A 13987-nucleotide genomic window follows, 5' to 3' on the forward strand; every position below is an offset into this window, starting at 1 on the left:
TCCGTGACCGAAACCGTGGACGTTCCCATTATCGCGCCCGAGCCTCCCGTCTATGCGCACCCGGGCGACGCCGGGGCCGACCTGGTCTCGACCGAGGCGGTGCGCCTCGAGCCGGGGCAGCGGGCGCTCATCGGCACCGGCGTCAGCATCGCGCTGCCCGAGGGATACGCCGCATTCGTGGTGCCCCGCAGCGGACTGGCCGCGAAGCACGGGATCACCGTGGTAAACGCGCCGGGAACGGTCGACGCGGGGTATCGCGGCGAGATCAAGGTCAGTCTTCTGAATACGGACAGCGATGCGGCGTACGATGTCGCGGTCGGTGATCGCATCGCGCAGCTGATCGTCATGCCCGTCACCCGAGCCCGGTTCATCCCGGTCGGAACCCTCGACGAGTCGGCGCGCGGTGCGGACGGATTCGGTTCCACCGGCTACCAGACCCAGAGCGCCGCCCCTGTCGGCGCGGAGGAGAACGCATGAGCGACGAAAGCACGTCCGACCTCGAGCCGACCGAGGACACGGTGTCGGCGCCCGCGCACGACCGCGCGGTCGACGGCCCGTTCGACGAGAGCGAGGCCAATCCGGTCCGTCCGTACATCGATCTCGGCGCGATCAAGATCCTTCCCCGGGAGGGCCTGAACCTGCGCCTCGAGGTGGAGGAGCAGACGCAGCGCATCGTCGCCGTGGGCCTGGACTACGCCGACTCGACGCTGCAGGTGCAGCCGTTCGCCGCTCCGCGATCGAGCGGCCTCTGGGACGAGACCCGTGCGCAGATCCAGGAGCAGATCTCGCAGCAGGGCGGCACCGTGACGGAGCGCGACGGTGCTCTGGGGGCGGAGCTCCTGGCCGAGATCCCCGCCGTCGCCGGCGACACGGCCGTCACCCGGCTCGCGCGCTTCGTCGGCGTCGACGGCCCGCGCTGGTTCCTGCGCGGCGTGATCGGCGGGGCCGCCGCCTCGGATGAGACCGCGGGCGCTGCCGTCGAGGATCTGTTCCGATCGATCGTCGTCGTCCGCGGCGGGGCTCCCATGCCGCCGCGCGACCTCATCCCGCTGCGGATGCCCGCGGCGCCCGGCACGGCGTGAGCACGGCGGGCGGACCGGAGCGGCCCGCCGAGTCGGGAGCCGAGCAGTACGTGCCGCCGCCGGCTCCGGATGCGGTGCAGAGCCTGGGTGCTGCACTCGGCGGCGCGGCGCAGCGGCTCGGTATCGATCCCGCCTCCGGCGCCAGTACCGGACACGTCGTGTGGCGCGCCATGGGCGGATGGCGCGGCGTCCTGGAGTCGGTGCTGCCCAGCGCCGCATTCCTCGTGATCTACACGCTGCGCCCCGAGCCGCTCTGGCTCTCCCTGGTCGTCTCCGTGGGCCTGGCCGCCGTCTTCTCCGTCATCCGCCTGCTGCAGCGTTCCCCGGCGGCGTCGGCCCTCGGCGGCCTCGTCGCGGTCGCGGTCGCGGCGGGACTGGCGCTCTGGACCGGCCGTGGCCAGGACAACTTCGTCCCCGGCTTCTTCACGAACGCCGCCTACGGCACCGTGCTGCTGGTCTCCGCACTCGTCGGCTGGGCGCTCATCGGCCTCGCCGCGGGCTTCCTCATGGGCGATGTACGGGGCTGGCGGCAGGAGCCGCGCAAGCGCCGCGCGTTCTTCTGGCTCACGATCGCCTGGGCGGCGCTCTTCTTCGCGCGGCTGGCCGTGCAGCTGCCGCTCTACTTCTCCGGCAATGTGCAGGCGCTCGGCACGCTGAAGCTCGTGATGGGCCTGCCGCTCTTCGCGCCGATGGTGGCGCTCACCTGGCTGGTCGTCCGCGCGCTGTATCCGGCCGGACGCGACGACGAAGCGGTGGAGGAGCCGTCGGATCCCGCCTCCTGAGACCCGTGTGAATGACGGACTCATCCGCCGTCTCCGCGTGCTAGATTTATCTCGACGTCAAGATAAATCGACACCTTTCGCTCGCTCGCGCCGAAGCGCAGACTGGTAAGGCCCGCCTTGCTAGCCGCGCGGGGGAGCGGGCGAGCAAGATGGAGTCGCCTGTCGCTTCCATCCGAACAGAAGGAGACGGATCCGTGTCCACGGTGAACAGCTTCGGTGCCAAGAGCACCCTGACGGTCGGCAGCACCGACTACGAGATCTTCCGGATCGACACGGTCCCCGGGTACGAGAAGCTCCCGTTCAGCCTCAAGGTCCTCCTGGAGAACCTGCTTCGCACCGAGGACGGCGCGAACGTGACCAAGGCTCAGATCGAGGCGCTCGGCTCCTGGGACCCGGCCGCCCAGCCCGACACCGAGATCCAGTTCACGCCGGCCCGCGTCGTCATGCAGGACTTCACCGGCGTGCCCTGCATCGTCGACCTCGCGACCATGCGCGAGGCCGTCACCGCCCTCGGCGGCGACCCGAGCAAGATCAACCCGCTCTCGCCCGCCGAGATGGTCATCGACCACTCCGTCATCGCCGATCTGTTCGGCCGCCCCGACGCGATCGAGCGCAACGTCGAGATCGAGTACGAGCGCAACGGCGAGCGCTACCAGTTCCTGCGCTGGGGCCAGACCGCGTTCGACGACTTCAAGGTCGTCCCCCCGGGCACCGGCATCGTGCACCAGGTGAACATCGAGCACCTGGCCAAGGTCATCTACGACCGCTCCGTCGACGGCGTCCTGCGCGCCTACCCCGACACCTGCGTCGGCACCGACTCGCACACCACGATGGTCAACGGCCTGGGCGTGCTGGGCTGGGGCGTCGGCGGCATCGAGGCCGAGGCCGCCATGCTCGGCCAGCCCGTCTCCATGCTCATCCCGCGCGTCGTGGGCTTCAAGCTCACGGGTGAGATCCCCGCCGGGGTCACCGCGACCGACGTCGTGCTCACGATCACCGACATGCTGCGCCAGCACGGTGTGGTCGGCAAGTTCGTGGAGTTCTACGGCGCCGGGGTCGCATCTGTGCCGCTCGCCAACCGCGCCACGATCGGCAACATGTCGCCGGAGTTCGGCTCCACGGCCGCGATCTTCCCGATCGACGACGTCACGCTCGACTACCTGCGCCTGACCGGTCGCGACGAGCAGGCCGTGGCCCTCGTCGAGGCCTACGCGAAGCAGCAGTCGCTCTGGCACGACGCCGCGAACGAGCCCGGTTTCAGCGAGTACCTCGAGCTCGACCTCTCCACCGTCGTGCCCTCGATCGCCGGCCCGAAGCGTCCGCAGGACCGCATCCTCCTCTCCGAGGCGAAGGCGCAGTTCGAGAAGGACATCCTGAACTACGCGACCGGTCCGATCGACGTCGCCGACTCCGGCTCGTTCCCCGCCTCCGACCCGGGATCCGTGCCCGGCGAGGAGATCGAGACCAACGAGATCCCGGTCGTGCTCAACTCCGGTGCGCCCACCGAGGCGTCCAAGCCGGTCAAGGTCAAGACGCCCGACGGGCAGAAGTACATCCTCGACAACGGCGCGGTGACCCTCGCGGCCATCACCTCCTGCACGAACACGTCGAACCCGTCGGTCATGATCGCCGCGGGCCTGCTCGCCCGGAACGCCCTCGCCAAGGGACTGAAGCAGAAGCCGTGGGTCAAGACCACGCTCGGCCCCGGATCCAAGGTCGTCACCGATTACTACGAGAAGTCGGGCCTCGACAAGGACCTCGAGGGTCTCGGCTTCTACACCGTCGGCTACGGCTGCACGATCTGCATCGGAAACTCCGGTCCGCTGATCGAGGAGGTCTCCGCCGCGATCAACGAGAACGACCTCGCGGTCACCGCGGTGCTCTCCGGCAACCGCAACTTCGAGGGCCGGATCAGCCCCGACGTGAAGATGAACTACCTCGCCAGCCCGCCGCTGGTCGTCGCCTATGCCCTCGCCGGGTCGATGAACTTCGACTTCGACACCCAGGCGCTCGGCACCGACGGCGAGGGCAAGGAGGTGTTCCTCAAGGACGTCTGGCCCGACCCCGCCGAGGTGCAGCAGATCATCGACTCGTCGATCTCTCGCGACCAGTTCATCAAGCAGTACGCGACCGTGTTCGACGGCGATGAGCGCTGGACCAGCCTGCCCACCCCGACCGGCCCGGTCTTCGAGTGGGACGCCGACTCGACCTACGTGCGCAAGGCGCCGTACTTCGACGGGATGCAGGCGGAGCCGGCGCCGGTCACCGACATCTCGGGCGCCCGCGTGCTCGCGACGCTCGGCGACTCGGTCACGACCGACCACATCTCGCCCGCCGGCAACATCAAGGCCGGCACCCCGGCCGCGCAGTACCTCACCGAGCACGGCGTCGCGCAGAAGGACTTCAACTCCTACGGCTCGCGCCGTGGCAACCACGAGGTCATGATCCGCGGCACGTTCGCCAACATCCGGCTGAAGAACGCGCTGGTCAAGGCGGTCAACGACGGGCAGCAGATCGAGGGCGGCTACACCCGCGACTTCACCCAGGCCGGTGGCCCGCAGTCCTACATCTTCGACGCCTCGACCAACTACCAGGCACAGGGCACCCCGCTGGTGATCTTCGGCGGCAAGGAGTACGGATCCGGATCCTCCCGCGACTGGGCGGCGAAGGGCACGAACCTCCTCGGCGTCAAGGCGGTCATCACGGAGAGCTTCGAGCGGATCCACCGCTCGAACCTCATCGGCATGGGTGTCGTCCCGCTGCAGTTCCCCGCCGGCGAGTCCTGGGAGTCCCTGGGCCTGGACGGCACCGAGATCGTCTCGATCGCGGGTCTCGAGGAGCTGAACGAGGGCACCACTCCCAAGACGGTGCGCGTCACCGCCGAGCCGAGCGAGTTCTCGCCCGAGGGCAAGCAGACGGTCGAGTTCGACGCGGTCGTGCGCATCGACACCCCCGGTGAGGCCGACTACTACCGCAACGGCGGCATCCTGCAGTACGTGCTGCGCTCGCTGGTCTGATCCACGCACGCGATTCGGGGCCGGTTCCTTCGGGAGCCGGCCCCGTTCGCGTGTGTGCTCCGCGCGCACCGACGGGTGTCGGCATCCTCACGCCGTGCGACGCGTGTCGGCGTCCGCCCGCGCGATAGCATCCGTGGGTGGAACACGAGGAGGCGCCCTTTACGGTGGCAGTCGGCGAAGGGGCTCCCGTCTCCGTCCGTAAGCGCGTCGGCCGCCCTCTGCTGGTTCTCGCTGCCGCCGCGGTGGTGCTGTTCGGCGGCTGGGAAGCGGCAGCCGCCCAGTTCGCTCTCGCGTCGGTCGTCGCTGCGGCCGTTCTCGTGTCGGCGGCAGTCGTGCTGGCGGCCTTCGGCGAGCTCGCCTACCGGGATCTGACTTCCGGCGCCATCGATCGGTACGTGCTGGCGTGGGCCGGATCGCTGTTCGCCTGCGGAGTCGCGCTGTCCTTCGGCGTGATCGGGTGGATCCCCCTGGCTGGGGCCGGCTGGGTCCTCGCGGGCCAGAGGTTCGCCCCGGTGAGGCGGATCCGGAGGGCGATGCCGCACCGGCGCTGGAGGACCACGGTGACCGCGTTGGCGGCGACCGGAGTCGTCTGCATGCTCCTTCTCCCGCTGGCCGTCGGCCTGGGGTCCCTTCCGCTGATCGTGATCGTGATGGCGGGACGCATCGTGGCGCCACTCTTCTTCGGCTTCGCCCTCCGATGCCGGGGCCGCACGACGTACTCCGGTGCTCCGGCCGACGACTGAGCCAGGACCTTCGGCGACGCGAGGCGCGCCGCCGCGTGTCGGCGTGCGCCTCGCCCCGCGACGCGTGCAGGAGATCGCGACGCATGCAGGAGCTGGTCGGGGAATCGATCCTGGAGGCGCCGTGGGATCCTGCACGCGTCAGGAATGCTCGGCGATCAACGAGGTCGTGACGCCGCCCCGACGTAACGGGACGAGGGGCGCAGGATCTTGCCGTCCTGCACCTGTTCGCAGGCATGCGCGCCCCATCCGATGAGCCGCGCCGAGGCGAAGGTCGGGGTGAACAGCTCGCGGGGGATGCCGCACGCCTCCATGACGACCGCGGCGTAGAGCTCGACGTTCGTGCGCAGGGCTCGCCCGGGCTTGAGCTCGTCCAGGACGCGCAGCACGGTCTGCTCCACGGTCACGGCGAGGTCCACGCGGTCCGTCGCCAGTCCGTCGGCGCGCAGCCGCTGAGCGACGCCGCGCAGCAGGCGGGAACGGGGATCCTCCGTGCGGTAGACGGCGTGTCCGAACCCCATGATCCGGCCGCCGTGCTGCACGCGCTCGCGCACCCAGGCGTCCGCACGCTCCGGTGCGCCGATGTCGTCCAGCATGTCCAGAGTGCGCGCAGGAGCGCCCCCGTGCAGCGGCCCGGACAGCGCTCCGAGCGCGCCGCCGACGCACGACGCGAGGTCGGCGCCGGTGGACGCGATGACCCGCGCCGTGAACGTCGACGCGTTGAAGCCATGGTCGATCGCCGCCGTCAGATAGGTTCCCAGGGCCGTGGCGAGGCGGATGTCGGGCGTGACGCCCGTGAGCATGCGCAGATAGTCGGTGACCGGGTCGAGATCTCCGTCGGGCTCGATCGGATCCTGACCCGTGCTCCAGCGGTGCAGCGCGGCGATCAGGGTCGGCGCGACCGCGGCGAGGCGGATCGCGTCATCGCTCCGCTCGGTCTCCGTCTCGTCGTAGAGCGCCCGCCTGCCGTCCGCGGACGAGATCAGGGCGAGTCCGGTGCGCAGCTGGGCCATGGGGTCCAGCGCCGACGTCGCGATCGACGACAGTGATCCGTGCAGACTCTCGGGGATCGCGCGCGCGGAAGCCGTGCGCGCGCGAAAGGCCGCGGACTCCGCGCCGTCCCGGGGCAGCCCGCCCAGCGCGACCAGGTTCCAGGCGTCCTCGAAACGGGCCTCGGCGGCCAGTTCCACCCCGGAGACCCCGCGGTAGTGGAAGAAGCCCTCCTCGCCGCGGACGTCGCCGATCGCGGTCTCTGCGACGACCACGTTGGTGAGTCCTCGCGGGACGTCGATGAGCTGCGTGTCGTTGCGATCGATGGTGATGGCCATGTCGGCTCCTCTCTGGCGAGTCGCGGATGGCGGCTCTGTGCTCCTCGGAGTCGCGATGCGGCTCCTCGCTCACCCTGCATAGTGGATCCGGATATCGTCAATGTTGATCGGATCAATGAGAGGGGCTGACGATGGACGCACTCACGGCCGCGCAGACCGCGGCGCGGCTCGGCGTACGGACGGAGACGCTCTACGCGTACGTCTCGCGCGGCCTGATCTCGCGGGAGCGCGGAGCGCACGGCTCCCTCTTCGACCCGCTCGAGGTGGAGCGCTTCGCCCGTGCTCGCCGCCGCGTGACCTCGCCCTCGCACGGCGCGGCCCGCGCTGCCGGCGCCGACGGGAGCCCGCTGGCGGTCATCGACACCGACATCGCCTTGATCGAGGACGGCGAGCTCTGGATCCGCGGCATCCCGATCGACGAGCTGGTCGCGGGAGAGGGCGGTCCGCCGAGGTTCGACGCCGTCGTGCGGTGGCTCTTCGCCCGCACCGACCTGCCGGCGGAGGACGCGCCGCCGCTGGAACGGCCCGACAGCGCAGTGGCGCGCCGGGTGGTCGCCGCGCTGCCCGTCGCCGCCGGGGCGTTCAGCCGCCTGCTCGCCGCGGTCGCGGCTCTTGCGGCGGAGGATCCCGAGCGCTACGACCTCCGCGCGGAGACCGTGGCGCGGGTGGCGCCCCGTCTCGTCGCGGGGCTCGTCGACGCGCTTCCGACGGTCGGCACGGAGCGGGAGGCGAAGGAGGGGCCGGCACCGGACCGCAGTGCGGAGGACGAGCACGTCGCGGCGCGGCTCTGGCCTCGTCTCACGGCACTTTCGGCATCGCCCGACCGGCTGCGGGTGCTCGACGCCGCACTCGTCCTGCTCGTCGACCACGACATGGCGGCATCGACGCTCGCCGCGCGGGCGGCGGCGTCGGCGCGCGCCCACCCGTACGCGGTCGTGGCGGCCGGATTCGGCGCCCTCGACTCCGCTCTGCACGGCGCCGTGAGCGCCGCCGTCCACGCGCTGCTGCGGCAGGTGCAGGACGGCGAGGATCCGGCGGCGGCGGTCGCGACCGCGACGCGTCTCGGCGGCGCGGGGATCCCCGGCTTCGGGCAGCTGCTGTATCCGGACGGTGATCCTCGCGCGCGGCTGCTGTTGCGACGGATGCGGGAGACCTCGGATCCGCGGGCCCGGGCGGCGCTGGATCTGGCGGACCGGGTCACCGCCGTCGTGCATGCCAGGACGGGCCTTCACCCGACCATCGATCTCGCGCTGGCCGTGATGGCGCTGGCCTGGGACATGCCCGCAGACGCCGGGGAGACCGTCTTCGCCGTCGCGCGCTCCGCCGGCTGGTGCGTGCATGCGCAGGACGAGTACGGACGGGCTCCGCTGCGGTTGCGGCCGATCGGGCACTACGTCGGTCCGGATGCGGCGGATGTCCAGCGCCCCGGGAGCAATGCTCGGTAGTCTTGGTCGGTGCTGCGGGCTCCGGCTCGCGGTTCCCGTTTCGTTTCAGGAGGCAGATACGGTGGCGATCCTTCCCGGCATCTCCGGTCCCCGCGACCTCGATCGGCTCACCCCCGAACAGCTCGTGCAGCTGGCCGCGGAGGTCCGTTCGTTCCTGATCGAGAACGTGGCCCGCACGGGCGGCCACCTCGGACCGAACCTCGGAGTCGTCGAGCTGACGATCGCCCTGCATCGGGTGTTCTCCTCGCCGGATGACCCGATCATCTTCGACACCGGCCATCAGTCTTACGTGCACAAGCTCCTCACCGGGCGTCAGGACTTCTCCGCGCTGCGCTCGCGCGGGGGGCTGGCCGGCTACCCGCAGCGATCGGAGAGCCCGCATGACGTGGTCGAGTCCTCACACGCCTCCAGCTCGCTGAGCTGGGCCGACGGGATCTCCCGCGCCTTCACCGCGACGGGACGCGAGGACCGCCACGTCGTCGCGGTCGTCGGCGACGGCGCGCTCACCGGTGGGATGACGTGGGAGGCGCTCAACAACATCTCCGATGACAACGAGCGCAACCTCGTCATCGTCGTGAACGACAACGGCCGCTCCTACGCGCCGACGATCGGCGGAATGGCGCGGTACATGAACCGGGTGCGCACGGCGGGCGTGTACCGCGACCTGCATCAGAAGTCGGATCGGTTCTTCCGTGCGTTCGGCCCGGTCGGGCGGGCGTTCTACCGCGGCGTGCGAGGCGGTACGCACGGCTTCCTCTCGCGCTTCTCGAACAACGAGGAGCTGTACTCGAACCTCGACATCAAGTACCTGGGCCCGGTGGACGGGCACGACATCCCGTCGCTCCTCGAGACGCTGCAGCTCGCCAAGGACTTCGGCGCGCCGGTCATCGTGCACGTGATCACGGAGAAGGGTCGCGGCTATCAGCCGGCGCTCGATGACGAAGCGGATCAGTTCCACGCCGTGAACAAGATCGATCCGAAGACGGGCACGCCCCTCGCCGCGACGAGCACGGGATGGACCGATGTGTTCGCCGAGGCGCTGGTCGACGTCGGCGCGCGCACGCCGAACGTCATCGCCATGACGGCGGCGATGCTGCGCCCGACCGGGCTCGCTCCCTTCGCCGAGCGCTTCCCGGACCGGGTCTACGACGTGGGCATCGCCGAGCAGCATGCGGTCGCATCCGCGGCGGGGCTCGCATACGGGGGACTGCACCCCGTCGTCGCCCTGTACGCCACGTTCATGGGGCGGGCGTTCGATCAGGTGCTCATGGACGTCGGCCTGCATCGCGCGGGCGTCACGTTCGTGCTCGACCGGGCCGGCGTCACGGGCCCCGACGGCCCCAGTCATCACGGGCTGTGGGATCTGTCGATGCTGCAGATCGTGCCGGGGATCAGGATCGCCGCCCCGCGCGACGGTGAGCGGCTTCGTGAAGAGCTGGAGGAGGCCGTCGCGGTGGACGACGCGCCCACCGTGATCCGCTTCCCGAAGGGGGCCGTGACGCCTGAGATCCCGGCTCTGGAGCGCCTGCACGACGGTGTGGACGTACTGTCGCGCGGCGAGAGCGAGGATGTGCTGCTGGTCGGGATCGGCCCGTTCGCGACGCTCGCCCTCGATGTGGCGGAACGGCTCAGGGCGCAGGGGATCGGCGCGACCGTGATCGACCCGCGCTGGGCGATCCCCGTGCAGCCGTCGGTCGTCGAGCTCGCGGCCCGGCATCGCCTCGTCATCACGCTCGAGGACGGCATCCGCGTCGGCGGCGTCGGCACACGCGTGCGTCAGGTGCTGCGCGAGGCCGGCATCGACACGGCGGTCGACGAGCTCGGCCTGCCCGACGAGTACATCGACCACGCGAGCCGGGAGCAGATCCTGGAGGACGCGGGGCTCACCGCCGGCAAGATCGCGCAGGACGTGGTCGCGCAGGTGCTCGGCACGCGGGTTCCGATCGCACGCCCGACGGGCGAGATGCCGTTGCACACGGGCGCGGTCGACATCGTCGCGGGCCGCACCGTCGACACGGACGCCGAGGAGCGCCGGCGGCTCTGACGCGCCTTGGCCCGGAAAGCTCGGAGGTCACCGAGAGGCGGTCGCGGGGATTCGCCGACGGCGGCGGAACCACGCGGGGGTCTTCAGCCCGCGGTCGGCGCGCAGCGCGATGGAGGCGGTTCTCGCCCACCCGAGCGGGATGGCCGCGCTGCCGGCGAGGAAGCCGGTGACGAGGAACGCGCTCATCAGGCTGATCTGGTCCCGGAACAGCAGATGTGAGATGGCGAGCGAGACGGCGCCCGAGAAGACGGTGCCGAACGCGCACCAGGCCAGCAGGTGCGTGCGGAACGTCCGGACCCGGACCAGCGCGCGTCCCAGCAGGAGAGCGGGGAGGATCCCGATCACCGTGGCGATCAGGCTGAAGGGAACGGCGTAGGCGCCCACGAAGAGCACGAGTCCGATCGAGCCGCCCAGCGCAGAGAAGAAGACCTCGATCGAGGGCCCGTCATGGACCATCCCCATGACCAGGCTCGCCAGCTCGGAGAGGATCACGAAGAGCGCGAAGTGCAGGGCGACCGCGCGTGCCGCGCCGCTCGCGAACTCGCCGGAGTCGAACGCCATCGGTCTCGTCCGCGTCCGGAGAGAGGGCCCGGCCTGCGTCGGAGGCGTGGGCCGAACGGTGTCGGCGCTCACGGCCGCACGTCCGCGATCTGGTCGAGGAGATCGCGCGTGACGCCGCGAACTCCGGGAACCCGCAGGAACGGCAGCGCGACGGCGAACAGCCGTAGGCCGGTGTCCAGCAGACGCGTCGTCTTCGCCTGCCCCGGCGACTCGTCGTAGGTCCACCGTAGGATCAGGGCCAGGTACATCGGGAAAAGCGCCTCCGGAAGGCGTTCGGCGATGTCCTCGGGAAGGCGATGAGAGGCCCCGCCGACGACCTCGCGGAGCAGCCCGATGGTCATGTCGCGCGCGGGGGACGACTCCACCGAGAGCGGGTTGATCGGCGAGTCGGGGGAGACCATCGCGCTGAGGAACCCCGGAGCCACCGCGCGATACGCGCCGACCGTCTCGAGTCCGGTCTCGAAGAACACGCGCAGGCGGTCGACGAGCCCGGTCACGCCGTCCAGCCGCGGGCGCGCCGCCGCCCCGTGGTCCCGCTGCTGCTGGTCGTAGAGCTCCTGGACCAAGTGCTCCTTGGAGGGGAAGTAGTAGTAGGCGTTGCCGACGGAGACGCCGGCCTCCTTGGCGATCAGGCGGATCGTGGTGTCGGGATAGCCGCGTTCGACGAACGAGGCCATCGCCGCGTCGCGGATCCGCGCCCTGGTCGCCTCCGCCTTGGGGGTGAGGGGCTTCTGGGAGGCGTCCGCCGATGAACTGAACATGTTCAAAGAATACTCCTGCGGAGTCGTCGCGTCCAACCGGACGTCAGCGCGGGGTCGCTCAGGCGAGGTCGGCCAGCGTCTCGGCGACCAGGGACGTGACCGCGTCGTGCGCGCGGATGCGATCGTCGTCGACGAGGCCGATGCGCGTGCGGCGGTCGAGCACGTCGTCGGCGGTGAGCGCACCCTCCGCCCGCACGGCGAACTCCACTTCCGCGCGTGTGATGTCGAGACCCGGTGCGACCTGTGCGCGAGGATCCGCGCACCGGGCCCGGGCCAGGATCCCTTCCGCTTCGGCTCCGTACCGCCAGCCGAGCGAGCCCCTCCCGGGCCACGGCGCCGCGATCGCACCGACGAGCGGCAGCCGGGCCGTGCGTGAGGGGCCGGCCGGCAGTGCCGCGAGAGCGACCGCTCGATCGACCGCATCCTCCGCCATCTTCCGATAGGTGGTGAGCTTGCCTCCGAGCACGTTCACGAAGCCGCCGTCCGACAGAGCGACGAGGTGACGTCGTGAGATGTCCGCGGTGGATGCGGCATCGGTACCCACCAGCGGACGGAGGCCCGCGTATGCGCCGCGCACCTGATCCCGCCGCACAGGGGTGCGCAGCCCCGGGTTGAGCGTGTCGAGCAGGAAACGGATCTCGGCTTCGGTCGGCGCGGCGACGGCGGGAACGGGGCCGGGGGCGTCCTCGTCCGTGAGCCCGACGACCACGCGCCCGAGCTGCTGCGGGAGCGCGAACACGAAACGGCTGATCGATCCCGGGTGCGGCATCGTGAGTGCCGCGGTCGGTCCGCCGAGCGCTTCCGCGTCGAGCACGATGTGCGTGCCGCGGCTCGGACGCATCCTGATCGCGTCGTCGAGCTGCCCGGCCCAGACGCCGGTGGCGTTCACCACCGCTCGTGCGCGCAGCTCGAGCCTCTCGCCGGAGAGCGCATCCTCCACATGGGCCCCGTGGCGATGCAGGCTGAGCGCGCGCACCCGGGTGAGGATCCGCGCACCATGCGCCGCCGCGGTGCGCGCGACCGCGACGACGAGCCGCGCGTCGTCGACGAGCTGGCCGTCGGCGGCGAGCACGGCGCCGTGCAGGCCGACCGGATCGAGTGCGGGGACCATCCGCCGTGCCGTGCGCGCCGAGATCGGACGAGGTCCGGGGAGCACCGCCGCGGGAGTTCCGGCACGAAGCCGCAGCAGGTCGCCGAGGGCGAAACCGACCGCCCCCACGGCGCGCTGCCGCATGGTCGCGGCAGGGGAGAAGGGGAGCAGCTGGGGCATCGGACGGATGAGGTGCGGGGCGATCCGCGTCATCAGCAGATGCCGCTCGAGCGCGCTCTCCCGCGCCGTCGCGACGTCGCCGGTTGCCAGGTAGCGCAGGCCGCCGTGGACGAGCTTCGAGCTGAAGCGGCTCGTGCCGAACGCGAGGTCCTCGGCCTCGATGAGTGCGACGCTCAACCCTCTGGCGGCCGCGTCGAGCGCGACGCCGGCGCCGGTGATTCCGCCGCCCACGACGAGCAGATCGGCCACCTGCTCCGCGGCGAGCGCGAGCTCGCGGCGACGTCGTGCGGCGTCGAGCTTCGAGGATCCGGTCACGGTCGCAGCAGCCCCTCCAGCGCGGCGCGCAGTTCGCGTTCCCAGGACGCCTCATCGATCAGCTCGCTCACCGTGTTGTGCGAGAGCAGCGCCGACTGCGTGATGAGCAGCAGCATCACGGCCATGGCCTGCGGATCGTCGCGACGCACGGAGCCGCCGCGCTGCGCCGCATCGATCGCGACGGCGAGCCAGGCGAGGATCGCCCGCTGGCTGGATCCGACCCGTTCCAGGGTGTAGCGGGTGAACGACGCCGGTTCCTCCTCCAGCAGATGCCGGTAGACGGGATCGGCGCGGAACCGGGCGGCGAAGCGCAGCACGTCGTCGACGATCTCGGATCGACTGGTCGCGGGCTCATCGAACGCCGTGAGGATGCCGACGACGCGGCGCAGCAGCGCGGACCGCACCGCGTCGTCGGCGTCCGACCAGCTGCGGTAGATCGTCGGGCGGCTGACTCCGGCGCGCCGGGCGAGCTCGGCGATCGTCACGCCGTGCACGCCGCGGGACGCGATGAGGGCGTCGGCGGCGTCGAGGATCCGCGTCTGGGTCGCGTCCCAGGAGGGGAGCGCGGGATCGAAAGCGCCTTGACGTTTTGTCATGATCTGTCACACTGTAACGCATGAGGACCGAGAGCGGCAGACCTGC

At 70.9% G+C, this 13987-nt stretch carries 12 protein-coding genes; 7 read left to right on the top strand and 5 right to left on the bottom strand.

The genetic code is table 11. The features are described 5' to 3' along the window. The first annotated feature begins 3 nt into the window (after positions 1–3). The 5 genes from dut to J8G10_RS04150 all read left to right on the top strand — a co-directional run bounded on the left by dut (position 4) and on the right by J8G10_RS04150 (position 5624). On the top strand, positions 4–477 hold the full coding sequence (gene dut, locus J8G10_RS04130) for a dUTP diphosphatase (RefSeq protein ID WP_251439557.1): 474 nt from the start codon (positions 4–6) through the stop codon (positions 475–477). Continuing rightward, positions 474–1082: a DUF3710 domain-containing protein gene (locus J8G10_RS04135; protein WP_251439558.1), complete on the top strand. Its 609-nt coding sequence runs from the start codon at positions 474–476 to the stop codon at positions 1080–1082. Before dut ends, J8G10_RS04135 begins: the two co-directional genes overlap by 4 nt. Then, complete coding sequence (locus tag J8G10_RS04140; RefSeq protein ID WP_374208758.1) at positions 1079–1864, top strand: DUF3159 domain-containing protein; 786 nt, start codon at positions 1079–1081, stop codon at positions 1862–1864. Before J8G10_RS04135 ends, J8G10_RS04140 begins: the two co-directional genes overlap by 4 nt. Before the next feature lie 194 nt (positions 1865–2058). Next, on the top strand, positions 2059–4881 hold the full coding sequence (gene acnA / locus J8G10_RS04145; protein WP_292880284.1) for an aconitate hydratase AcnA: 2823 nt from the start codon (positions 2059–2061) through the stop codon (positions 4879–4881). Between the two features lie 137 nt (positions 4882–5018). Next, positions 5019–5624 (top strand): hypothetical protein, encoded by a 606-nt coding sequence (locus J8G10_RS04150; protein WP_251439560.1) that lies wholly within the window; start codon positions 5019–5021, stop codon positions 5622–5624. Between the two features lie 155 nt (positions 5625–5779). Here J8G10_RS04150 and J8G10_RS04155 read toward each other — a convergent pair whose 3' ends face one another. Further along, positions 5780–6949 (bottom strand): citrate synthase, encoded by a 1170-nt coding sequence (locus J8G10_RS04155; RefSeq protein WP_251439562.1) that lies wholly within the window; start codon positions 6947–6949, stop codon positions 5780–5782. A gap of 131 nt (positions 6950–7080) precedes the next feature. Between J8G10_RS04155 and J8G10_RS04160 the strand changes: the two genes are divergently transcribed. After that, positions 7081–8394 (top strand): citrate synthase, encoded by a 1314-nt coding sequence (locus J8G10_RS04160; protein WP_251439564.1) that lies wholly within the window; start codon positions 7081–7083, stop codon positions 8392–8394. A 61-nt stretch (positions 8395–8455) separates the two neighbouring features. Further along, a complete protein-coding gene (dxs, locus tag J8G10_RS04165) occupies positions 8456–10438 on the top strand; it encodes a 1-deoxy-D-xylulose-5-phosphate synthase (RefSeq protein WP_251439565.1) in 1983 nt (660 codons plus the stop codon). 27 nt (positions 10439–10465) lie between these two features. On the opposite strand, the gene J8G10_RS04170 is transcribed toward dxs, so the two are convergent. The 4 genes from J8G10_RS04170 to J8G10_RS04185 all read right to left on the bottom strand — a co-directional run bounded on the left by J8G10_RS04170 (position 10466) and on the right by J8G10_RS04185 (position 13941). Continuing rightward, a complete protein-coding gene (locus J8G10_RS04170; protein ID WP_251439567.1) occupies positions 10466–10999 on the bottom strand; it encodes a hypothetical protein in 534 nt (177 codons plus the stop codon). Between the two features lie 68 nt (positions 11000–11067). After that, positions 11068–11760, bottom strand: coding sequence for a TetR/AcrR family transcriptional regulator (locus J8G10_RS04175; RefSeq protein WP_251439573.1), 693 nt, complete (start codon positions 11758–11760; stop codon positions 11068–11070). Positions 11761–11818: 58 nt separating this feature from the next. Then, the gene (locus J8G10_RS04180; RefSeq protein ID WP_251439575.1) at positions 11819–13345 is read right to left on the bottom strand and encodes a glycerol-3-phosphate dehydrogenase/oxidase; all 1527 of its coding nucleotides are present in this window, start codon (positions 13343–13345) and stop codon (positions 11819–11821) included. Continuing rightward, positions 13342–13941, bottom strand: a complete 600-nt coding sequence (locus J8G10_RS04185; RefSeq protein ID WP_251439577.1) for a TetR/AcrR family transcriptional regulator — start codon at positions 13939–13941, stop codon at positions 13342–13344. Before J8G10_RS04185 ends, J8G10_RS04180 begins: the two co-directional genes overlap by 4 nt. Positions 13942–13987: the final 46 nt, after the last annotated feature.

The sequence above is a fragment of the Microbacterium sp. USTB-Y genome (genome assembly GCF_023703415.1).
Lineage (GTDB): Bacteria > Actinomycetota > Actinomycetes > Actinomycetales > Microbacteriaceae > Microbacterium.